The organism is Liquorilactobacillus sucicola DSM 21376 = JCM 15457, from assembly GCF_000612445.1.
In the GTDB taxonomy this organism is placed as follows: domain Bacteria; phylum Bacillota; class Bacilli; order Lactobacillales; family Lactobacillaceae; genus Liquorilactobacillus; species Liquorilactobacillus sucicola.
This window is the reverse complement of sequence record NZ_BALC01000003.1, coordinates 210,896-231,445: the sequence shown is the minus strand read 5'-3', so window position 1 is coordinate 231,445 and position 20,550 is coordinate 210,896. Positions and strand designations below refer to the sequence as shown.

Below are 20,550 nucleotides of genomic sequence, written 5' to 3'. Positions count from 1 at the left end.
TAGCTTTTAAACAATAAAAAACATAATCAAAAGGACACAAACTTTCAAAAAAAATAAAACTGCCTTTTCAGCAGTTTTATTTTTATAACGCTCCAACTATCTTGACCACCTCTTGATCTTCTTTTTCAACTTGTTCTGGTAACAAGCCAATATAGTATTTCTGTGTAATTGCTACATTCGCATGACCTAGAAAATAAGAAATATACTGAATCGAAACTTCCCCACTAGCTAACAAAATACTTGCCAATGTATGTCGCATCGTATGTGTACTAAATTTTGCTTCGATACCTAAGCGAAGTTGCAGTTGATGGTAACAACTATTGATTGCCGACGCACGTGGTAAATTTTTTTGCCGATTCAAAAATAGTAAGTTCCCTGGATTAGGAATTCCCCTACGAAATAACTCCCGCCGATGAAAATTTTGCCACGTGATGATTTTTTTCATGGCTTGGCGACTTACTGGTATCGTCCGATAACCGCTTTCCGTTTTGGGCTTACCAAACATCAAATGCTTGGCATCCCAGGACTCATCAACTCTGATTGTACAATTCAACTGATCAAGATCATCATATCTAAGCGCTAAAGCTTCCCCAACTCGCAAAGCGGTCTGCGATATAACCAATAATACTGCTCGATTAACATCGCTTAAGCGGTAATTGTAGTTCAACAAAAAGTCTTGAACTTTTCTAAAATTTGTTTCGGCCATGAACTTTCTGTCTTTACTCTTGCTTTTTGCTGGGTCAGCAATCACATGTAAGGTCCCTGCTGCTGGATTCCGGCTAATGACACCATCATCATAGGCATCACGTAAGCAGGCTCTAAGATGATTTAAGTCTTTGCGGGTAGTTTCTTTAGCATATGCAAGATCATTCAAGTAGGTTTGGATTTTGTCACGGGTTAAACTTTCCATCTTAACATGGCCTAACCCATGCTCCTTAAAATGCCGCCAACTATTATGGTATGAATCAAGTGTAGGTGGACTAACGACAGATGCTTTATATAAGCGATACCATTCCTGAAAATAATCCACAAATAACATTTGGGACTTCGCATATGTCTCACCGTTAATAAAATTAGTTTCCATCTGCTTTAACCAAAGTTGCGCGTCCTTAGATGACACAAAACTTTTAATTTTACGGATCCGACCTCTGCCAGATCCATTAGTATATGTCGCTTGATATGGTTTGGCATGCGAGGGAAAGTTCTTAACTACACTCACAACTGCATCAACTCAGTCAACCGTTCTTCATTAATTTCTAATAACGACCATCTTTCATTTCTAATAGCTAATGGGTGAACTCGCTTATGTTGTCCATTAGTTAACTCGTATATTCTGCCAAGCAGTCCGACATTTTTTACTTGTTTTAGCAAAATTTTTAAACGGTCAGTTGCAACTTGGAAACGATTTGCCAGCGAGCCGATCGCTAGGATAACGATCTCAGATTCATTACAGACCTTGATCAGTTCTTCCATGCCATCGTCCAGAAATGCCTCGGCTAAAGTTCGTTCGTTAACTGTCTGTAATGGCTTTGTAAACAGGTTGGCAATGATCACACCGCCATACTTGCTCATCTCTATCACGGCATTCTTGACTAGCATAGAAGTTAGGTTGTCCTGGTATAGTTCTTCCTGGCCAGGATAGTTGCAAATAACCATCGCCATTGGCTGTTTAGCGTCCCAGACATATTTCTTCCAATAGATGTGCTCATCTTTTAGCCGTATCTCGATCTGTAAAGTGCCTTTATCTGTCCTTTTCTTTGCTGTTGTCATAATCACTTATCCCCCTCAATTTCTTTCAAAATTTGACTGCTGACAGTCAACACTACCTCCACTAAGACCTTAACCCAATCCATCTACTTTTCTGCTCCCTTGTCTTGATTTTCAAAAATTTCAGTCCTTAAGATCTCATCCTTTTCATTGAGCACGCCAAGTAACAAGACATGTTCTTGCTTGGCATCCAACATGATAAATCCTGTATATTTACCAAAACCATAAAAATAGACCATTACCCAATCTGGCAATGGCCCTCGCAAATCTAATTTTAAGAAATCAATTTCATCTTTGGCTAACAAATATGCCTCAGTTGAAATGTCTTCAAGATTTGTTTTCTGCTTTGCTTCGTTAGAAAGCATCTCATACAGCCTTGTTTCTTGCTCTTTTCTATCAATCAAATAAAAATCTCCTCTCGTTGCTCTCTTAAAGAAATGAACTTTCCACTTGAACCAATAATTAAATGATCAAAGAAACGAATTCTCATATACTCACATGCTTGCTTGAGTTCTTTTGTAAAATTGATGTCTTGCTTTGAAGGTGTCGGATCTCCGCTAGGATGATTATGAGCGATGATTACACTGGTTGAATTTGATAACAATGCATTCCTAATTACACTTCTAGCAAAAACTTGTGCTTCTGTTACTGAACCAATACTTATAATTGAAACGTTAACTGGTTCAGACTTTGTATTTAAACATGCCACTATTAGATGCTCATCTGGCTTATCTTCGATAATCTTTGCAAATAAATCATATGCACTAAGAGAAGTATCACATACTCGATCTTTGTACAAGAATCCTCCTTCCTTAACCAACTTAACCGATACACATGAGACTCTTTTCGCCATCTTTTTCACGTAAATCACTCCCTACATCATTTAGTATTCTTCTGGTAACATCATCACAATCCTTTCACTATCGTCAATCACCCAAATTTTTAAATACTTTATCGCTCCACCTCTAAAGCTATATTCATCGATAAATAATGGTCGCTCTTGGCGATAAATAATTTTGTTATTGTCTTTTTCTTGAAAGAACTCAAAAATTTGTAAATAATCTAATTTAATTCCGCTTTCATTTTTTTGCTCAATTAAATTCCAACATACCAGTTGTTGGAACATAGAAACTTTTTCTTTAATACCTCCTGTAATATATTTATTTTTCTCCAATTCAAACACTATGACACAACCTTCCGACAAAATAAAAAGCCCAATCATGATTGACTAGACTTGAATTATTTATTTTTGCTTTATTTTGGATTCTTTTTACCTTTGATAAACTTATTGACTTTTTCTTAAATGTCAAACTTGAAGAAAACTGCAGCTCCACCAATTTACCCGTGTTGGCAAGTTGTTCTTTCAAAGTAGTCCAAACTTAGCAAGCCCTCATATTGTTTTAGGCTTTGAATTCGACCAACTACTAAAATAGCTGCAGAAATTACAATAAATATTGTTCCTAGAAGGTACTCACTATTAAGAATTAATTTATATCCTGGATACGAAATACTGTACATATAGCCTCCACCGCATAGAAGTTACCCACAAATAATGAAACAATCATAATTAGGACACCAACCACATCCAAGTTACGTAGTACCTTAGTCAAAAATTAATTTTTATTTTGCGCTTAACTTTTCCCCGCTATTTTCCTTTTTTTCAACATAGCCGTTAGCTATTAATTGATTCTTAAACCATGTATCATACATCAAGCCAAACCAAGCACCCTCGGCTAAGTTAACAATAATTCCCAATGCTGATCTCTCTAAAATAACATTAACTACAATCGATATTACGAATGGAACTGCAACTTTTTTAACGAAGCCTTCGGTTTTGTATACATTACTAAACAAAGCATAAAACAATGTGAAGATACCACCCAGCCAATTGAAACCGTTTTTTACTTCTCGTACATCCATCTTGCCATTTATTTCTTTTTCAAAAACCATGTTTTCTTTTACACGACCACTAAAATCAAATAAATCTGATAAATCCATAACCCTTATCCCCTTATTATTCTATTTTTTTGTTATCTTTGATTGACTTTTTAACCCACTTCTCAGAATAGCCATACTTCCGAGCCAAAGCCATGGAATTATTACCATCATATTGCTTGGCAACCGTTCTAGCAGCTCTTTTACGATCATATAAATGAGTTGGTATAGTCAGCTGAGAACCACGATATTGTTCATAAATTTTTAGCATTGGCTCAACACCCACGAGATTCGTTAACTCCAAATAAAATTCCTGTAGAGCGTCCGTATCGACCTGCGTAACATCATGATTATTTATCACTCCTATTCCCGACAAGATTAGCCTCCTCTCCCACGCATATAACAATCACAATATCAATAATAGTCAATTGATATACCGTTCGGTACTTAACAAGTAACTTATCTTAGTAAGTATCTTTTGCACTGAACTAGTATTAATTTCCCCTCCCTCCCAAAAATGTACGTTAAAAAAGCGCTAGGAAGTTTTCTCACCTAGCGCTACAAATTTATAATATATATTTCTAATTTAAGTCCTTAACAGTCAAGCTTTTGTAAGAGTTCACGACGTTTCTCTAAAGCATTGTCAGGAACGAGTCCCAAATAATATTTACTCGTGATGCTGGTATTTGCATGTCCCAACAGCTTGGAAATCTGGACCATATCAGCACCTTTTTCTAGTAATAATGATGCCAGCGTATGCCGAACAGTATGGATTGAATAGGCTCCAGTTATACAAAGCTTATGCTGTAGCTGTTTGTAGCACGCCGTAATGCTGCTAGGTCGTGGTAATTTTCCATTTTTGTTTCTAAAGAAAAGGGCCTGTTCATTTACCAGCTGGTGTTCAGTATAATAGGCATTACGTAAATTACACCAGCGCCTTAATTGTTGCATCACTGTAGCAGATACAGGAATAACTCGTTCTGCGTTCTTAGTTTTTGTTGGCCCTACCCTGCCCTGGCTCCACGCTTGGGTGATAGTGATTGTATGTGCAGTAAAGTCAACACTATGACATGACAACCCCAAGACTTCTCCTACGCGAATACCGGTATGCATGATCAACAAAACGATCAAACGGTTAACATCCTTCAATTGGTATTCATAGTCTTCTAGAAATGAACGTAGCGCTTGAAAGTCAGCTGCCCTCATAACTTTTCCGCTCGCATCTTTTTTCTGATGTAAGTCAGTGCCGCCAATTACCACGTCATCCATTGGATTATAATTTGTGTCACCAACTCTGACCGCATAACGAAACATAGCTCGGAGGTGGTTCGCGTCTTTCCTTAAGGTCTCGTGGCTATACATTTGACCCAGTTGATTGAAACCGGCCTGTAACAGCGGCTGTTTTACATCCTTGAGTTTTAACTTAGGAAAGACTTTACGAATGTGTGCCATAGAGCTGAGGTAGGTGTTCTGCGTCCCCTGCCTTACGTTCTTTTTTTGAATCTTGACCCAAAAATCAAAGTAATTAGCAAGAGTTAATTGTTGACGGTAAAGAACATGACTGTCTCCATAGCTTAGAGCCAATTCCGCTAAATATGCGGTAGCTTCTGCTTTTGTTTTAAAGCGACGCGTATATCTAACACGATTTAAACCAGATCCTCTGCTATAAGAAGCAATAAATTGCCCACCTTTTTTCTCAATTTTACTGATAACGTTTCTATCCTTTCATCAAAAACCAGCTAAAAAGTTCAACATAGCTGGTTCTTTTTTATTCTAAAAATAAGAAGCCCAGTTTCGACTTCGATTTCTTAAATACTTTTGCAGATCCGAATTCAAGATTCGTGGTTGCTGTGACTTACCGACATATAAGCGTGGCAAAGCTGGATCTAACAACCATTCTTGTACTGTGTTACGATTTACTTTTAGCAAGCGCATAACACCTGGTACTGTTAAGAGTTCATCATTCAATGGCTGCATCATCATCACTCCTATTCTCAGCTAGGCCAACCACGTAGTTCGTCCCATTACTCTTGACAATCGTTGGTCGAGCCACTTTAAAAATCGATTGCCAAACTCTTGCGGCATGAGTCCAGAAGCCTTTACTAGTTTGAACAGTTTGCGCGTCAATTTCTTTTTTTAATGTCTAAGCTACAAACTTCTTAAAGAAATCTGACTTCTTTAGTCGATTGCCCGCCTGAAGATGATACCTATCTTGCAGAAAAAGTTGAACAACGTCGCGATACTGATCAAAGTATTCTTTCTTAGCTCGATCCATCTCAGAGGTAGTTGACAGTGCATAATCGTTTTGGCGCAGCTCCTTTAAAGCTGGATAGCAGCAAAAGCAATGTGTGGTATTTCTTGCTGTAGTCGCTCAGTTAAATGGATATCTGCCTGCTTGCCTAAAAAGGAGTTCGGGAATGGTAACAGATAAACCCTACGCTCAAAACCTAGCGTCCGTTCCGGAACAGGCAGCTGGTTAAAGCCTATCGTGATTTTTGCTGTTAAGTTCACTTCGACAGGTTGCTTGTACTTGCGAGCGACCATCTGGCTATTTCCACTGATCAGTGCCTTAACTCTATTGTATGGAAAAGAGCCGTCGCTTTCATCAGAAATTAAACTAATTTTTTTTAATAACGGCTCTAAGCCGAAGGTTCCTCCAAGTTCGCTTAAAGCAGGACTAGCCACATTTTCTGCTCCAACTAGATTTCTAATTATCGACATGAATACACTCTTTCCAGATGCACCTGGAGAAATGCACCATAACATGGCTGCAGCTTCTTTACTTTCAATATCAAATTGTAAGCCAAACCACTGTAGAACGAACGACCTAACACCTTCAAATTGATCATCATTAAAAGTTGTACTCAAGAAACCGTCTAATCTAGGAGTTTGACCATCTAGCGGCTGATAACCAATCTTTATTGTACAGTTTTGTGATGGATCAAACGCTACAAACTCCAGCTTCTTTAAGTCTAATGCCTGTTCTTTAAACGCTAAAAAATGGTGATCAAAATCTATCCCGTCCTTCTTATCCACCGTCCGAACAAGCAAATCAACTACTTTTGATTCCAGATAGCTGTTCCAGGCGTTTACATCGATACAACTAATGATTAAAGCAAGTATACGCTTTAATGGGAAAACTGCATCTACATATATCCCGTCATATTTATTATAAAGAAGCAAACTTTTTTCGTTCGTGACGTAAACCATACGCATAGTAGTCGATAAAAACTGAATGATTAACCTAAGTCTAGCGGAGCGTCCGCTTTTGGACGAAGAAGGGAGTTAAAGTAGTCAGAGATTTCTTGATCTAAGTCAGCAGTATCAACAGGTGTTTTCATAGCAGTCTTCTTTGGCACACCTACCACGATATTTGCGAGGGGGTGTTCCCCGTGCATCGCAGCCTGCTCCAATGCCGTAATATTGAAGTTAACATTTTTTACGAGAAAGGAATGAATCAAAAAATCCTTCATCTCAATTTCAAGCGCAGTGAAGCTGGCAATTTTTGAGCAATTAATATCAGTCATTATTTTTATCCTCCAGGCTTTCCTTATGTGTTTGAGCAAAAGTGCTTGCATTGATCCAGTCCTGTGGAATCAAAAATATGTCGCGTACATTCTGATAAACTAATTCAGTACTATGATTCGTATATTGTTGGGTAGTAAAAAGAGTCCATCTGCCGATCAATGCCGATAGCTTCAACTCCATATCGACGTCCTTACCATCTTTTTGCCCATTAAATCCAACCTGATTAAATAATGATGAAAACAACATCGAAACGTCATAGCGGTTTTGCAAATTTAGCGTAAAGGCCATTATCTGATTGTTAAAATCTGTTGTCTTCAAAATAAGCTTTTGGTCCGAAGACCGGTAAATTTCATCGATGCGTAGAATTGCCCTCACATACGGTTCTGATGGCGTATTTAAAAATTTGAAAATGTTGTCAATTGTATTGTTCATAAGATGCCCTCCTGCATTTTTTTGTGATTTAGATTAGTAGTTATCCGTGATCCAGTCGAACTTAGTGAGTGTATCGAACCCGCGTCGATTCGAATAAAGATGCACTCTAGCTTGATACTTTCTTAGGATCTTAAAGCCATTAATTTCACTTGAGTTAAAGCCAAAAGCGCGCCATGAACTCATTGATCATATCCATCGAGCCATCTCTGAGCACAAACGAAAGATGGTCGAAGTTTCGCGTATACCCTTGTTCGTCTTTTAAAATTCCCCGAACAATTAAGACTTTGCTCGATCCTTTATAACTCCAGTAAACGTCGCCAACTGTGAAGACTAAACTGTCAGTCGTATTAAACATTTTTAAATCGGTTCTTTCTAAGACATCGTTGCCATACTTAATGGATAGGGCCCTATCACTATTACATCCAATGGCTACAACTAGATTAACACTGGCAGTTGTCACCAAAATCGTGTTCTTTTTTTTTTTGAAACATTCATTACTGACAAAATTTCACAGCAAGTTTTGCTTGCTTAATTTTTTGTAAAGTAAGCATCCACCAGCATAGCTGGTGGCTTTTTTATAACCCTAAAAGGCTTGGGCCAACGCAAATAGCCCCTTTAAGGGGCCCAACAAAACACTACCAACCGCTAACTCATTTATTTACTTTTTCTTTGATCTTTTAAATGGATCTATATACTCTCTTTTGCTAATACTATCATTGAGTTGATTCTCTGCTTCTTGCTCTCAAATATATTTTTGAATTGTTTTTTGATTTAAACCAACTGTACTAACATAATAACCACGCGCCCAAAAGCTTCGATTACCATAGTTATATTTTAAATTTGCATGTCTCTCATGAATAATAACTGCGCTTCTACCTTTCAAACATCCCATAAAACTTGAAACACTCATCTTAGGTGGAATACGCACTAACATATGAATATGGTCTGGCATTGCATGAGCCTCTATAATTTCAACATCTTTTAATTCACACAATCGACGTAGAATTCGGTCAATATCTTTCTTTAACTCACCATAAACATTTTTCCGTCGATATTTTGGTGTAAAAACAATGTGATACTTACAATTCCATCTTGTACGTGATAAGCTATTACCATCTTGTAGCAAGATAAAAACTCCCTTTCGATATAGTTTTGGTTGGTAGCCAAACTATATCGAAAGGGAGTTTTTTACGCTAAAGCTTTTTTCACCCCCACAAGTAAAACTTGTGGTTTATTCGCATGTATTAATAATAAACGTAAAAGCTTTGCTTTACGTTTACTATTCTATATCAAATTCTTGTTTAAATTTTTCTATTCTCTGATTGGCTTCCTCAACTAATTTTATATGCTCTTTAATTACATTGAGCTCCTGAATTATCTCAAGGGGCTTTTCCCCATTATTTTCGGATAGGTCAACTCTATTTTTTACTTTTAGCTTTTGCCTTACGGCTATAATCTCACCGGGAATCTTATCCACTAAGTCATTGATTTCATCAGACAACTCTTTAATGCGTGGCGTTTCATACGTTGGAAAAAAAGTTTCGCCAAGAATTTTACCTACTATTCTTGGATTAGCTCGCTTCAAAAGGCAATGTAACTCTGGTCTCCTATTTTTTTCATTACACATACGTCTTTTCCAAGCTCTTGTAACATTCACCTTTGCATCCTCATAAACTTCGCTATAATCAATTGCATATTCTCCCTTTATTCCTAGGTATCTTCTGGCCATTTATAGTTGTGTAGCTTCTGCCCTGCAGCATCCTTCACACAGTGAATCATCCAAGTAAGTAATATGCTTCTATACAAATAATTAACCGGCTTTTCTTGAAATGGTCTTACTTTCTTAATATAATCAACTTTTTTGTCTACCAATCCACCCGCTTTTTGTATTTCTGTAACTTCTTTAACAAAACTCTTGGCACCAGATAAATTTCTATGTTTCATTAGCTCATCTGCTTGATCTTCATCTATGTTAATATTTACAACATTTGCCAATACATTTTTAATTACTTTTTTTAGATCATCATCAGGAAGTTCATTAAGCCAAGTCAATGAAGGTAAGCCCCTTGGATTCTTAGCAATCTTTTGTGGATCCTTAATAAGATAATAATTATTAAAGGCCACAACAAATGACATCACACAATTTGGATCAACTAAATCAAATTTCTTGAAATCTAAATCAGTCTCTCTTTTTTTAGTTCTCTCTACAAATGTCTTAGACATTTGTAGGATGTTCCAACAGTCAAGGGCGGCCTGTTTACCATGTCTAGAAATGCTCCAAAAATAATCTCTAATATCTGGATTGTCCTTTTTGGGAGTATATTTTTTGGGGATACATTCTAAAATGCTTGCAATTTTCAAAAACAAAACCTCCTTACAAAAATACTTTATTTTTATTGTACCATTTCGAGATGCTACCGAAAATAAACAGAAATACCACATATCAAGAGAAGGTCTTCAAAAAACGATTATATAAAAGATCGTCCATATCACCAATGATTATTATCAAGCTCTTAGCAGAGATTTTCTATATACATTTATCATTACCATTAGTTATTGACCTGTACTACAAAAAACACACATGATTCTAAGGTTTCATAATTTTCAGGGCATCTGGGGTTGGTAGGGTATCAATTAAAAAAAGTAATTTGATTAGAACAAAAGCCAGTTATTTAAACACGATAAAAACTAGAAAATATCTAATTTCAAACAATAATAAATCTCTAAATAAGACAACAACACCTAAATCATTCACTCATAGACGCTAAACACGACTTCCTGCCTCAAACAGGAAGAAGTATTTAGCGAAAAAAAGGTCCGGTCCTAAGCGTTAGTGTACTTCACCAAATTTTACTTTGATAAGTCAAAATAATGCCACCTAAATTTTGAAGTTGTTTGTCATTATTTGTCAATTTCACATCACGATAAGTTACGATAAACTAAGTTAGCTTTTTCCAAAAAAGCATAAAAAATCCCTGACTCCGCAAAAGAGTCAGGGATTTTCCTAATATTTTAAATTAAAGTTTTTCTTTTTTAACAACGTTCAACTTGTCATCCAAATCATAAACAACTGGTTGACCTGTTGCCATTTCAACACCCATGATATCTTCATCTGAGATACCTTCGATGTATTTTGTGAGGGCACGAAGTGAGTTACCATGTGCTGCAATGATAACGTTCTTGCCATCTAATAATGTAGGAGCAATCTTGTCTTCCCAGAATGGGATAACACGTTCCAAAGTAACCTTTAAGTTTTCACCACCAGGAATAGCACGTGGGTCTAAGTCTGCGTAGCGACGATCTTGTGCTGCGGAACCTTCATCATCAGCACTCAATAATGGAGGAAGGACATCGTATGAACGACGCCAGATATGAACTTGTTCTTCACCATATTTTTCAGCAGCTTTTGCCTTATTCTTACCTTGTAATGCACCGTAATGGCGTTCGTTCAAGCGCCATGTTTTTTCTTCTGGTACCCATAATTGACCAGATTCTTCTAAAGCAAAATGCAAAGTCTTGATAGCACGAGTCAAAACTGAAGTATATGCTTGATCGAATTCGATTCCTGCTTCTTTGAGCTTGCGGCCTGCTTCTTTAGCTTCTTTTTCACCTTGTTCACTTAAGTTAACGTCTACCCAACCAGTGAAAAGGTTCTTCAAGTTCCATTCACTTTGTCCGTGACGAATAAATACTAATTTTGTCATAACTAGCGAAAACCTCTTTCATTTTTGATTTGATTACAATTCACATTTTACACTGAAACACCGAAAATTCATAGTGCAAACGCTATTCAATCGTGAAAATAATCATTAGTGCTGGAGTTGCTCCACTAGAGCCTCTGTTGCAAGTTTAATATTAGCTGGAGTCGTTGCCAAGTTAAGACGAATAAACCCCTTCCCCGCCTCTCCAAATGCCGAACCGAAACTGACCGCCAGATGCGCCTTCTTCTTGATAATGTATTCCAAGTGCTCCGGTTCTATCACCGCAGAAAGATCGATCCATGCAAGATAGGTTCCCTCGAGATCATACACAACTGCTTTGGGGCAGCTCTTGTGCAAAGTGTCTTTCACATATTCATAGTTGTTTCTGACAACATTCAGCATTCCATCCAACCAAGCGGCACCATTTTTATAAGCTGCCTCACCCGCAATTTTACCGATAATATTGCCAGCAGGAGCTGCAAGACGTTCCATGTAGTGATCATAACGTTCACGAAATTGCGGATTAGGCATCACAACATGACTATTTTGCAAAGCCGCCAAATTGAATGTTTTAGATGCAGAATCAACCACTACCGTGTTGTCACGATAGAATCCATTTTTGACTGCCAAAGCTGATGTAAAAGGTTTTTTACCAACTAGCAAATCATGATGGATCTCATCAGAAACGAAAAGTACTTTTTCTTGCCGGCATAACTCCAACAAATCTTCGAGTTCTTTACTACTCCAGACACGCCCAATCGGATTATGCGGTGAACAATTTATAAATAATTTTACGTGTTCTTTTTTGATTTTCTGTTGAATGTCATTCAGGTCCATGTCATAGCTGGTTGCTTTTTGTTTTAGATTTGATGTGACAAGCCGACGATCATTTCTTTTGATTACATTCATAAATGGATAGTATACCGGTTGCAGAATCATGATGGCATCGCCCGGTTGAGTCAACATGTTAATCAGTGTGCTCAAAGATTGGACAACTCCTGTGCTGAATCTGATCCAATCACGCTGCACTTCTATGTTATGCCGCTCACTTTGCCATTTACAATAAGCCTCGTAGTAACTAGCCGGGGTTTTCGAATAGCCGTACACACCATGTTCAATTCTTTTTTTGAGTGCAGCTGTTACTTCTTCTGAAACCTTGAAATCTGCGTCCGCTACCCATAATGGCAGTAGATTATCTGTTCCAAACACCTCATCCGTTGCATCCCACTTAACTGAATCTGTATTACGGCGGTCGACCGCATAACGCTTTACAAATTCTTCAACACTCATCAATTCTTTCCATCCTCTCTCAAATTACGATCTTTTTTTAATTTCAATTTACGTTTCTTACTTCTGATCGGTTTTACACCTATTATGTCCAATACAAAGGTAAAAATAGGTATTCCCACGATCAGTCCCCACATTCCTAAAAAATGTTCCGATACAAACAAAACTGCAAAAGTATAAAAAATAGGCAATTCAGTCTTATTAGACATCAGTTTTGGATTCAGTACATATGACTCGATCGAATGGATCACAAGTAGCATGATAATAATATAAATCACGTAATTCGTGCCACCAACTGAATATCCAATGAAACTCATTGGAATTGCTGAGATAATCACTCCCGCAACTGGTATCAGGCTCATTAAAAAGATAAGCAATGACAAACTGAATAGCTGCGGCATATTCATTACTGCCAAGCAGATTGTTGTCAAAGTTGTGTTAACAAGCGCAATGATGAATTGTGTTTCAAGTACAATTCCAAAAGTGTTGACGAATTTTTCAGCAAAAAAATAAATATCCTGAAAGAACCATGCAAATGGTCCCTTCAAAAAGCTCCTCGAAAAATGATACATCTCTTTTTTTTCAAGTGTGAAAAAGAAACTCAGCATCAATGACACTACAAAGGTGAATCCCATCGAACCAACGCTGGTCAAATACTTAAAAATCAGTGTTACACCATTCTTCATCTGCGCCGTTATCTCAGAATTACTGATATAATCATTGACATACCTCATTACCGCATTGGTATCAGTGTCCGGATTCTGGTAAAAGTTAATCACGTACTTAGCCATTGCCTCAGTCTGTGTGAATAATTTAGGCAGATAAATCGTCACCGCAAAATAAAGCAAGCTGATAATTAATAGGTAGACCGCAATTATAATCAGGCGCGATGGAATTTTAACATGACGTCTTATGGTTTTATTAAGGCTAAGCACCAAGAAAGTGAAAATAAACGTTAATAAAATAAGACTCATCATACTTTTCATCAAATACAACACCAAAATGATAACTAGCAGAACAACTGTCCTGCGCAACTTAACATTTGCTAAAAATTTCTCCCACACACCCAATAACATCACTCCTCATAATCACTGCAGCTTCTAACTCTAATTGTACCCAAACTAACAGCAAAAATCTGCCTTTGGCAAAACAAAAACACAATCTTTAAGAATTTTCTTGTTTTGACACACCTAAAACGGCGCGGACCTAGTTTTTTACTAGCCGCACCGCTTATTTTTGTAAAATGTTCACTTAACTTGCTGTAAACCCAATTGATATTGAGCTAGTCTTGTGTCCCGTGAATTTTTCCGTGTCAAAAATCAAATTATCGGCACTCTTTTCACTATCTGTATTCAGACAGCAAGTTTCGAAGAAGCTGTAATTTTTCCTTTATCTCACGTCCTGTGTCAGTGTCAGCCACTGTTTGCCGCTTCAGCTCCTGATTCACTACCCTTTTTGTTGAAAGAATGTCGCGGCCATTTTTGATCGCATCTTCTTTTGAAGTGAATGGATGATGTGTCACTAACTGCAGACCATACGAATTGTATAGCAGAGTATACCCGCCAATACCAGTTGTTGGCTGATAGGCCTTCGAATACCCACCATCAATGACGATCATTTTCTTGTTAGCCATAATCGGCTGATGTCCCTTTTTAACGGGAGTGTGTCCATTGATAATATGCCCTTGATCCGCATTCAGACCAAATTCCTGCAGTAATTTGCGACAGAACCATTCTTCTTTGCGTAAACTGTAGTAGGCATTCTTTTTTTCCAAATGCGTATCTTTATCCGCAACAAAGTAACGGGCAAAAGTAGTCATTGCATGCTTACCAAACAAGGGTGATAAGGGTCCTTGCCACAAATACCACAGCATGTCAGTTGCAAGATCATCGGTTATGTCCGGTTCCCCATAAGCCTTGCGCAATTTCTTTTCAAAAAAATCAAGCAGTGACTTGCCTTCATAGGTTTTGCCATTGAACTTAAACACACGGAATGAACCATCCTTCTCAACAGGAATGCATCCGTGAAAAAGGAGATTGCCGTTATAGCATTTATACATGCTGCCCTTGTCCATCATAAAATCTAAATGTTTGTGCAGTTTAGGAGCATTTTTGAAGGAATCAAGCAGTGAACGTGTGATCTTCTCTTCTTCTGCAGTTAATTTGTATGGATCTTTCGGATCGACCGTCGCGAAACATTCACAAGCCAGCGGATATTTTTTGTTATCAATTATAACTTCGCCCTTCGCATAATCTATTTTGTCCAACAAAGCAACATTCTCCGTGTCAAATTCCGGCCGCCGTTTGCATATTTGACCTTCTAATTTGAACTGGATCATTGCCACCGCTTGGTGGATCTGCGTTATCTGCTTTCTTTCATCTGGTCTAATGACTTCGCTGTCCTCTACTGTCTTAGGCCTGAATGCTTGCACATCCGTATAATTCTGTTCCGCAAACATCGACAAATGCCGCAAATTAATTCCATATGCATCTTCAATAATTGACAGATTGTTATAGCGGGCACAGATGCGCAACAAGTTCATAATACATAGAGCAGACCCAGAAACAGCACCAAGCCAAATGATATCATGATTCCCCCATTGAATATCAACTGAATGATAGTTCATCAATGTATCCATAATCTTATCTGGCGCTGGACCGCGATCATAGATATCGCCAATAACATGCAGATGATCAACCACAAGCCGCTGGATAGTGTAGCAAGTTACGGTGATAAATTCATCGGCTTGATGAAGTGCCACCAAATTATGCAAGATCTGATTATAGTAGTTGCGTTTATCCAATTCCTGCCGATCGTTATACAGCAGTTCTTCCGTTATATAAACATAATTTGGATCCATTGCTTTTCTGACTTTAGAGCGTGTGTATTTGGTGGCAGTGATCTTTAAAACTTCAATCAAACGTGCAATCGTATTCAGATACCATTGGTCCAGTTCATCCTGAGTTGCAACATGTTTTTTGCGATAAACAAGTTTGTCTTCAGGATAATAGATCAAAGTAGCGAATTCTTGGATATTTCTCGGTGTTAATCGTCCACCAAAGTTCTCAATAATTTTTTGTTTTACATTGCCGGAACCATTACGCAAAGTGTGGTCAAATGCATTGTATTCACCGTGAACATCGCTCACAAAATGCTCTGTGGCCTTTGGCAGATTTAAAATTGCCTCTAAATTAGTGATTTCGGTGACAACATCCTGTTTCGCAGGAAACTTTTCACGCAGCAATTCTTCTGTATACGACATTTTTGAATTCTCCTCAGCTTTGATTTTCGCATATCATTGTTACCGATAACATACAATTAGTATACCCAATAATATACACCATATTAGGGTAAATACCAATATTATCTCGGTCTTCTACAAAGCCTTACCAAGGCTTAAATAAGCGTACAAACAATTAACAATACCAATTTCCAAAGGCACAGCAATTAAGTTGCAAAAAAGTGCTTTTAATGATAAAGTGAACCCATCTAATGTAAGGGGATTCATAAGGAGGAATTTTTAATGGTCAACACAAAAATCGAAAGAACCGAAGCCCGTGTGGAAAAAAATACAGAATGGCGTTTGTCTAACGAAGAAAATGCTCATTTTTTGAATGTTATTTTTTCAAAAGAACTTGAAAACGCAATGAAGGACAATCGTAATTTTTCCTTTAGCCGTTTTGAATCCGAACAGCTGAACTATCTGCGTCCCCTAGTTGAAAAATTGGACAGCGATTACGAATTAACCCTTGATAAAAGTGTCATCGGTTCTGACTTTTTACCACTCTCTTCCAAAGATGCCGTTCATTTGCTCAAAAAGGTCAGTGCTTAACACTGTTAAGTTAATTGTAAGCTAAGTTCAAAGAAAGCGATGGACCAATAATTGTTAACATTGAGTATTAATTTGCATAATTCAATTTAAAAGAGGGGCTGTGCCAAAAGTTAACTTTTGGCACAGTTCCTCTTTTATTCCGTGTAAACGCGTTCCTACGTTCAGTCAGGATCAACCTTACCTTTGGCTCTGGAAAAACTGACGCCTAGTGGGCAAGACTTGAAGCTACAAAAACCGTGTCTCCAAGTCCTGGCTTCAGATTGGGAACTTGAGCTTCTTCAGCACCGTCCTCACAGCTAAAACGGTGTAAATAAAACAGTGTTTTCCGCAGATTAAAAATGCCACCGTGAGGCTGCTAGAATCAAATCATTTTGCTGCTAGGTGGCACAATTACTTTCTCTCATTGCGACATCAATTCCAATAATGTCATGTTTTTCCAAACAAACATCACCTAAGTTATTTGGTAGAACTATTCTAATCTTCTAAACACAGACTCAAAGTTCAAGAGAGCATGCACGTTCTTTAGCTCCACATATTCCATTACAATTCAAAAAAGCTCTGCAAAACCGATCTTGCTTTACAGAGCTAATCTTATTATGTTTATTTGTGCTAAAAGTCCTTTTAATATATCCCGCCTTTTTTCATAGTCAGGACAGAATCATCTTTCAAAAAACAAACTTTTTAAGAAAACATCTTCTTTGCTGCTTTAGCTAGTGTCAATGGATCTTTATCATAACGCGGCGTTTTTACCAGCTTATCCATTGAAACACCTGCAAAATGAAAAGCAGCAATCTCACCTGAACGCACAGCACTCTGCTCGGTAAAGATCATTTGATACGGCTGTTCAACAAATTCGCCGGTAAATGCCAGATTTGTCGAATGATCTGGAATAACCTTTGGGCGATCAACCTTGGCCCGGTTGTTGAATAAAGCCGAAGCGTATGGCATATAGACAGGAATACAATTAATAACACTTTCTAGAATTTCTTTCTCCTTAGCCATAATACTGCGCGGTCCTGGGTCAACTTTTGCTAACTGTCCCAGTAACTCTAAAACCATTTCTTTACCATTCATCTTAATATACTGTTTATCAACAAATTCTCCATTACGCCGCGGATACAGAAAGTATCCCCAAATAACGGTTTCGTTCGGCTTCTGTGTTGTAAAATGCGGTTGATGATGAACCACGATCGACATATTAACATCTTTATGTCCCAATGGTGTAATCGGAGTCGTTGAGATAAACGAATTCAGAGCATTTCCCGGCAATTGTGTCGTAATGCGCGTTATTTCATTCAGCAGTAAATGATTTTTGGTCGTTAATGTAAAACTGACCCATTCGCTCGCATTGCGGTCAGCAAAGAATTTATCTGGATTGCCCAAATTATAGAAATGTTCTGTTGCTTTTTTCCAGAGACTCGCCGCTGCCCCATAATCGTTATTTTCAACAGCTGGTGTTGTATAATCACCCAAAGTCGCAGAATCCGTAATAGAACCATTAGTAAAGATAACGGCTGTCTGCTCATCGACTGCAATATCCTCTTTTTCCCCTGTCACAGTATTCTCAATTGTTATTCCTGTCACAGTTATTTCATCTTGCATGGCTGTATTCTTAAATTTCCAATCTATAACACGACGATTTAAAATAATCTTGCATTCCTGTTCTTTCAAATAATTTATCAACGGCAGCATTATGCTTTCATATTGATTGTATCTTGTCCGGTTAACACCCACTAAATGTTCGATTTGAGTGAATTCGTAAATCATTTGATGCATATAGCGCCGCAGTTCTTGTGCCGAGCTCTGTGTTCTAAATGCAAAAGTTGTTTCCCACATGAACCAGAAATTAGTCTTAAATAAATGGGGATCATTCTTAAAATAATCAGCAATAGAAACATTGTCGAGTTTCTCTTCTTGGGAATCAGGCATCGTGATTAGTTTAGTCAATAAGTATCTATCCTTTGTATCCAGACCCAGTTTGCCTGCATCACGAATTCCTTTGTTTCCCTCAAGTAAACGTGCCTTATCAAAAGTTCGATGATGTGCGTCAAAGTCACGCGTATCTTCAGCTGCCGTCATCCCTGGTTCTGTTGCCGATGGAATTCTGCTTAGCAGGTCCATTAAATCAACATATGTGCGGTAGTTAAGCATCCGGCCGCCGCGTGCGACATACCCTTGGCGATTTTCCAAGGATGATTCTTATTCCAGTATTCATCGGTTACATTTGCTGTCTCAGCACCATCATTCGAACCATGATCGTCCAAAGAATAAAAAGTAATCTGTGAGCCCTTCCAATGTCCTTCTTGTATCAAATAAACTGCAGCTGCCATGTTTGCTAAACCTGCTCCAACCATAATTGCTTTATTTTTCATCATACTATTCCGCCCCTCCCACTTGTTATCGCTTTCACTTGCTATTATAGACTCATAGATATAAATAATCCACGTTTAAGATGTTCGGAGTACTCAACACCAAAAAAGGGCACAGACAGCGGCCATTCAGCCATTATCCATGAACCCTTTATCTAGAATACTATTTTTTAATGCATTCTTATTCTTCAGGTGAAACCAAGATTTTTACCTGTTCTTTGTCAACAGCTAATGTCTTAATTCCTTCTTGAACAACATTGCTCAAACCAATCTTTTTCGTGATAATCTTCTCAAACAATTCTTGATGATTCTTCAACATCCCTAGAACAGCTGAAAAAGAATTATTGTAAGCCAGTGTCGTCACGATCCTGATCCCATTCATTATTAAATCATTGGTCAAGTCAATCGTCACCGGCCGACCAAAAAGTGCAACAATTTGAAAAGTTCCATTTCTTCTAGTCAGTTTCAACCCAGAATCAAATGTTGCTTGAACCCCTGCAGCTTCAAAAGTAACATCCACACCATTCGGACAATCTTTTCTAACCTCTTCTACCACATCTACTTTCAATGGATTCAATGTCTTCTTGATTCCCAATTCCCGTGCCTTGCTCAAACGCGACGTGGAAACATCAATAATATAAACATTATCGGCACCCGCTATTTTGGCCAGTAATGCCGTCAGCAAGCCGATTGGTCCAGCGCCCAGAACAGCCACATTCTGTCCTTCGCGCAAACCGCTTCGTTTAATAGCTTCAAAAACGACAGCTGTCGGTTCCGCTAAGGCTCCTAACTCATAGCTCATCCCAGTTGGCATTTTGTGCGCGAAAATCTCTTTAACATTAGCATACTGCGCAAAACCACCATCATCAGAAAAGCCAAGAAAGTTGCCTGCTCCATCCGGTGCAAAAACCCGATTACAAAAATTGTAATCACCTCTGCGGCAATTATCACACTTGCCACATGTGATCAAAGGTTCAACTGCAACAGCGTCCCCTTCTTTCAAGGTGGTCACTGCGGCGCCAACTTTGACAACTTCTCCTGAAAACTCATGTCCCAAAGTTATTGGTAGTGTCCTCTCAGTAAGTGGATGGGGTTCAGTCGGCAATCCCCATGCTTCTAAATACGCATGCAAGTCACTGCCGCAGATACCACAGTACTTGACTTTGATCTGAACTTGATTATCTTTAGGATCAGCTATCGGAATATTTTCAACCCGAACATCCTTCTTACCATAAATTCTTGCAGCCTTCATAAATAACCATCCTCCCTTAGTTGCAGCGATGCACTAAAGTTGGCTATATAATTTGCCTGCCGTGGTACTTCATCAGTCCGATCATTTAAACTCAACGAAGCATTTTCACAATTTCGATTTTACAAGCCCAGTAGACAAGTATGTATAGGGCATTAGTGGAATCGTTTTCTTTTTCACCTCGAATTCTAGTCCTTTTTTCAAATTTTTTCAACTTAAATATTCGTTTTTTAAAATGGTATAATTCGCAATAACTAATATTAATTCCACACTATAACCTTTATTTGATGGATTTCAGAAGAACATACTAATTATAAACTTAAGAATATATTTTTTAAAATTTAGCAGCATTATTTAAATTTGTTAATATGAGAGCGCAAAAAAACACTGAAGACGAGTCTGGGGCAAAAGTTTAACTTTGATCTAATGTTCCATAAGTCAAAATTATCT

At 38.0% G+C, this 20,550-nt stretch carries 21 protein-coding genes and 2 pseudogenes; 1 reads left to right on the top strand and 22 read right to left on the bottom strand.

What is annotated here, in order from left to right; translation table 11 throughout:
• Positions 1–82 precede the first annotated feature (82 nt).
• From JCM15457_RS06510 to JCM15457_RS06410, 20 genes and pseudogenes are all read right to left on the bottom strand, one after another.
• Positions 83–1,219 carry a tyrosine-type recombinase/integrase gene (locus JCM15457_RS06510; RefSeq protein WP_034988554.1) on the bottom strand — a complete coding sequence of 379 codons (1,137 nt, stop codon included), beginning with the start codon at positions 1,217–1,219 and terminating at the stop codon, positions 83–85.
• Complete coding sequence (locus JCM15457_RS06505; RefSeq protein WP_034988553.1) at positions 1,216–1,770, bottom strand: DUF1643 domain-containing protein; 555 nt, start codon at positions 1,768–1,770, stop codon at positions 1,216–1,218. The genes JCM15457_RS06510 and JCM15457_RS06505 overlap by 4 nt, the downstream gene beginning before the upstream one ends.
• 83 nt (positions 1,771–1,853) lie before the next feature.
• The gene (locus JCM15457_RS06500) at positions 1,854–2,171 is read right to left on the bottom strand and encodes a hypothetical protein (RefSeq protein ID WP_034988552.1); all 318 of its coding nucleotides are present in this window, start codon (positions 2,169–2,171) and stop codon (positions 1,854–1,856) included.
• Entirely contained in the window at positions 2,168–2,620 is a 453-nt protein-coding gene (locus tag JCM15457_RS06495) for a JAB domain-containing protein (RefSeq protein WP_034988798.1), read from the bottom strand. The genes JCM15457_RS06500 and JCM15457_RS06495 overlap by 4 nt, the downstream gene beginning before the upstream one ends.
• A 30-nt stretch (positions 2,621–2,650) precedes the next feature.
• Entirely contained in the window at positions 2,651–2,950 is a 300-nt protein-coding gene (locus tag JCM15457_RS06490; RefSeq protein WP_034988551.1) for a DUF960 family protein, read from the bottom strand.
• Positions 2,951–3,387: 437 nt separating this feature from the next.
• Complete coding sequence (locus JCM15457_RS06480) at positions 3,388–3,765, bottom strand: hypothetical protein (protein ID WP_051993320.1); 378 nt, start codon at positions 3,763–3,765, stop codon at positions 3,388–3,390.
• 16 nt (positions 3,766–3,781) lie between these two features.
• Positions 3,782–4,078, bottom strand: coding sequence for a Mor transcription activator family protein (locus JCM15457_RS06475; protein ID WP_235725607.1), 297 nt, complete (start codon positions 4,076–4,078; stop codon positions 3,782–3,784).
• Between the two features lie 218 nt (positions 4,079–4,296).
• Entirely contained in the window at positions 4,297–5,286 is a 990-nt protein-coding gene (locus JCM15457_RS06470) for a tyrosine-type recombinase/integrase (protein WP_034988548.1), read from the bottom strand.
• A gap of 189 nt (positions 5,287–5,475) precedes the next feature.
• Entirely contained in the window at positions 5,476–5,679 is a 204-nt protein-coding gene (locus JCM15457_RS06465) for a helix-turn-helix domain-containing protein (RefSeq protein ID WP_034988546.1), read from the bottom strand.
• A 342-nt stretch (positions 5,680–6,021) separates the two neighbouring features.
• Entirely contained in the window at positions 6,022–6,912 is an 891-nt protein-coding gene (locus JCM15457_RS06460; protein WP_152537286.1) for a DUF5906 domain-containing protein, read from the bottom strand.
• Positions 6,913–6,941: 29 nt separating this feature from the next.
• Complete coding sequence (locus tag JCM15457_RS06455) at positions 6,942–7,229, bottom strand: hypothetical protein (RefSeq protein WP_034988541.1); 288 nt, start codon at positions 7,227–7,229, stop codon at positions 6,942–6,944.
• Positions 7,222–7,662: a hypothetical protein gene (locus JCM15457_RS06450; protein ID WP_034988538.1), complete on the bottom strand. Its 441-nt coding sequence runs from the start codon at positions 7,660–7,662 to the stop codon at positions 7,222–7,224. Before JCM15457_RS06450 ends, JCM15457_RS06455 begins: the two co-directional genes overlap by 8 nt.
• Positions 7,663–7,816: 154 nt before the next feature.
• The gene (locus JCM15457_RS06445) at positions 7,817–8,122 is read right to left on the bottom strand and encodes a hypothetical protein (protein WP_152537285.1); all 306 of its coding nucleotides are present in this window, start codon (positions 8,120–8,122) and stop codon (positions 7,817–7,819) included.
• A 198-nt stretch (positions 8,123–8,320) separates the two neighbouring features.
• Positions 8,321–8,788, bottom strand: a pseudogene (gene tnpA / locus JCM15457_RS06440) (IS200/IS605 family transposase).
• Positions 8,789–8,941: 153 nt separating this feature from the next.
• A complete protein-coding gene (locus JCM15457_RS06435; RefSeq protein ID WP_034988532.1) occupies positions 8,942–9,391 on the bottom strand; it encodes a hypothetical protein in 450 nt (149 codons plus the stop codon).
• Positions 9,373–10,023: a hypothetical protein gene (locus JCM15457_RS06430; protein WP_034988531.1), complete on the bottom strand. Its 651-nt coding sequence runs from the start codon at positions 10,021–10,023 to the stop codon at positions 9,373–9,375. Before JCM15457_RS06430 ends, JCM15457_RS06435 begins: the two co-directional genes overlap by 19 nt.
• A gap of 656 nt (positions 10,024–10,679) precedes the next feature.
• A complete protein-coding gene (locus JCM15457_RS06425) occupies positions 10,680–11,366 on the bottom strand; it encodes a 2,3-diphosphoglycerate-dependent phosphoglycerate mutase (RefSeq protein ID WP_034988528.1) in 687 nt (228 codons plus the stop codon).
• 105 nt (positions 11,367–11,471) lie between these two features.
• Entirely contained in the window at positions 11,472–12,653 is a 1,182-nt protein-coding gene (locus JCM15457_RS06420; protein WP_034988526.1) for a MalY/PatB family protein, read from the bottom strand.
• Positions 12,653–13,720 (bottom strand): AI-2E family transporter, encoded by a 1,068-nt coding sequence (locus JCM15457_RS06415; protein ID WP_034988523.1) that lies wholly within the window; start codon positions 13,718–13,720, stop codon positions 12,653–12,655. The genes JCM15457_RS06420 and JCM15457_RS06415 overlap by 1 nt, the downstream gene beginning before the upstream one ends.
• A gap of 272 nt (positions 13,721–13,992) precedes the next feature.
• Positions 13,993–15,912: a fructose-1,6-bisphosphatase gene (locus JCM15457_RS06410; protein WP_034988521.1), complete on the bottom strand. Its 1,920-nt coding sequence runs from the start codon at positions 15,910–15,912 to the stop codon at positions 13,993–13,995.
• 261 nt (positions 15,913–16,173) lie between these two features.
• Here JCM15457_RS06410 and JCM15457_RS06405 point away from each other — a divergent pair, with 261 nt between their 5' ends.
• Entirely contained in the window at positions 16,174–16,482 is a 309-nt protein-coding gene (locus JCM15457_RS06405; protein ID WP_034988516.1) for a hypothetical protein, read from the top strand.
• 681 nt (positions 16,483–17,163) lie between these two features.
• Here JCM15457_RS06405 and JCM15457_RS06400 read toward each other — a convergent pair.
• Together JCM15457_RS06400 and JCM15457_RS06395 are read right to left on the bottom strand one after the other, a co-directional pair.
• Positions 17,164–18,857 (bottom strand): annotated as a pseudogene (locus JCM15457_RS06400) (oleate hydratase).
• Between the two features lie 175 nt (positions 18,858–19,032).
• Positions 19,033–20,103, bottom strand: coding sequence for a 2,3-butanediol dehydrogenase (locus JCM15457_RS06395; protein ID WP_034988515.1), 1,071 nt, complete (start codon positions 20,101–20,103; stop codon positions 19,033–19,035).
• Positions 20,104–20,550 lie beyond the last annotated feature (447 nt).

What these genes read in the sequence shown, in the direction of transcription:
- JCM15457_RS06450 (WP_034988538.1), bottom strand. Translation starts at nt 7,662, where the DNA reads ATGAACAATACAATTGACAACATTTTCAAATTTTTAAATACGCCATCA.
- JCM15457_RS06420 (WP_034988526.1), bottom strand. Translation starts at nt 12,653, where the DNA reads ATGAGTGTTGAAGAATTTGTAAAGCGTTATGCGGTCGACCGCCGTAAT.
- JCM15457_RS06465 (WP_034988546.1), bottom strand. Translation starts at nt 5,679, where the DNA reads ATGCAGCCATTGAATGATGAACTCTTAACAGTACCAGGTGTTATGCGC.
- JCM15457_RS06410 (WP_034988521.1), bottom strand. Translation starts at nt 15,912, where the DNA reads ATGTCGTATACAGAAGAATTGCTGCGTGAAAAGTTTCCTGCGAAACAG.
- JCM15457_RS06435 (WP_034988532.1), bottom strand. Translation starts at nt 9,391, where the DNA reads ATGGCCAGAAGATACCTAGGAATAAAGGGAGAATATGCAATTGATTAT.
- JCM15457_RS06405 (WP_034988516.1), top strand. Translation starts at nt 16,174, where the DNA reads ATGGTCAACACAAAAATCGAAAGAACCGAAGCCCGTGTGGAAAAAAAT.
- JCM15457_RS06505 (WP_034988553.1), bottom strand. Translation starts at nt 1,770, where the DNA reads ATGACAACAGCAAAGAAAAGGACAGATAAAGGCACTTTACAGATCGAG.
- JCM15457_RS06460 (WP_152537286.1), bottom strand. Translation starts at nt 6,912, where the DNA reads ATGGTTTACGTCACGAACGAAAAAAGTTTGCTTCTTTATAATAAATAT.
- JCM15457_RS06395 (WP_034988515.1), bottom strand. Translation starts at nt 20,103, where the DNA reads ATGAAGGCTGCAAGAATTTATGGTAAGAAGGATGTTCGGGTTGAAAAT.
- JCM15457_RS06455 (WP_034988541.1), bottom strand. Translation starts at nt 7,229, where the DNA reads ATGACTGATATTAATTGCTCAAAAATTGCCAGCTTCACTGCGCTTGAA.
- JCM15457_RS06480 (WP_051993320.1), bottom strand. Translation starts at nt 3,765, where the DNA reads ATGGATTTATCAGATTTATTTGATTTTAGTGGTCGTGTAAAAGAAAAC.
- JCM15457_RS06495 (WP_034988798.1), bottom strand. Translation starts at nt 2,620, where the DNA reads ATGGCGAAAAGAGTCTCATGTGTATCGGTTAAGTTGGTTAAGGAAGGA.
- JCM15457_RS06425 (WP_034988528.1), bottom strand. Translation starts at nt 11,366, where the DNA reads ATGACAAAATTAGTATTTATTCGTCACGGACAAAGTGAATGGAACTTG.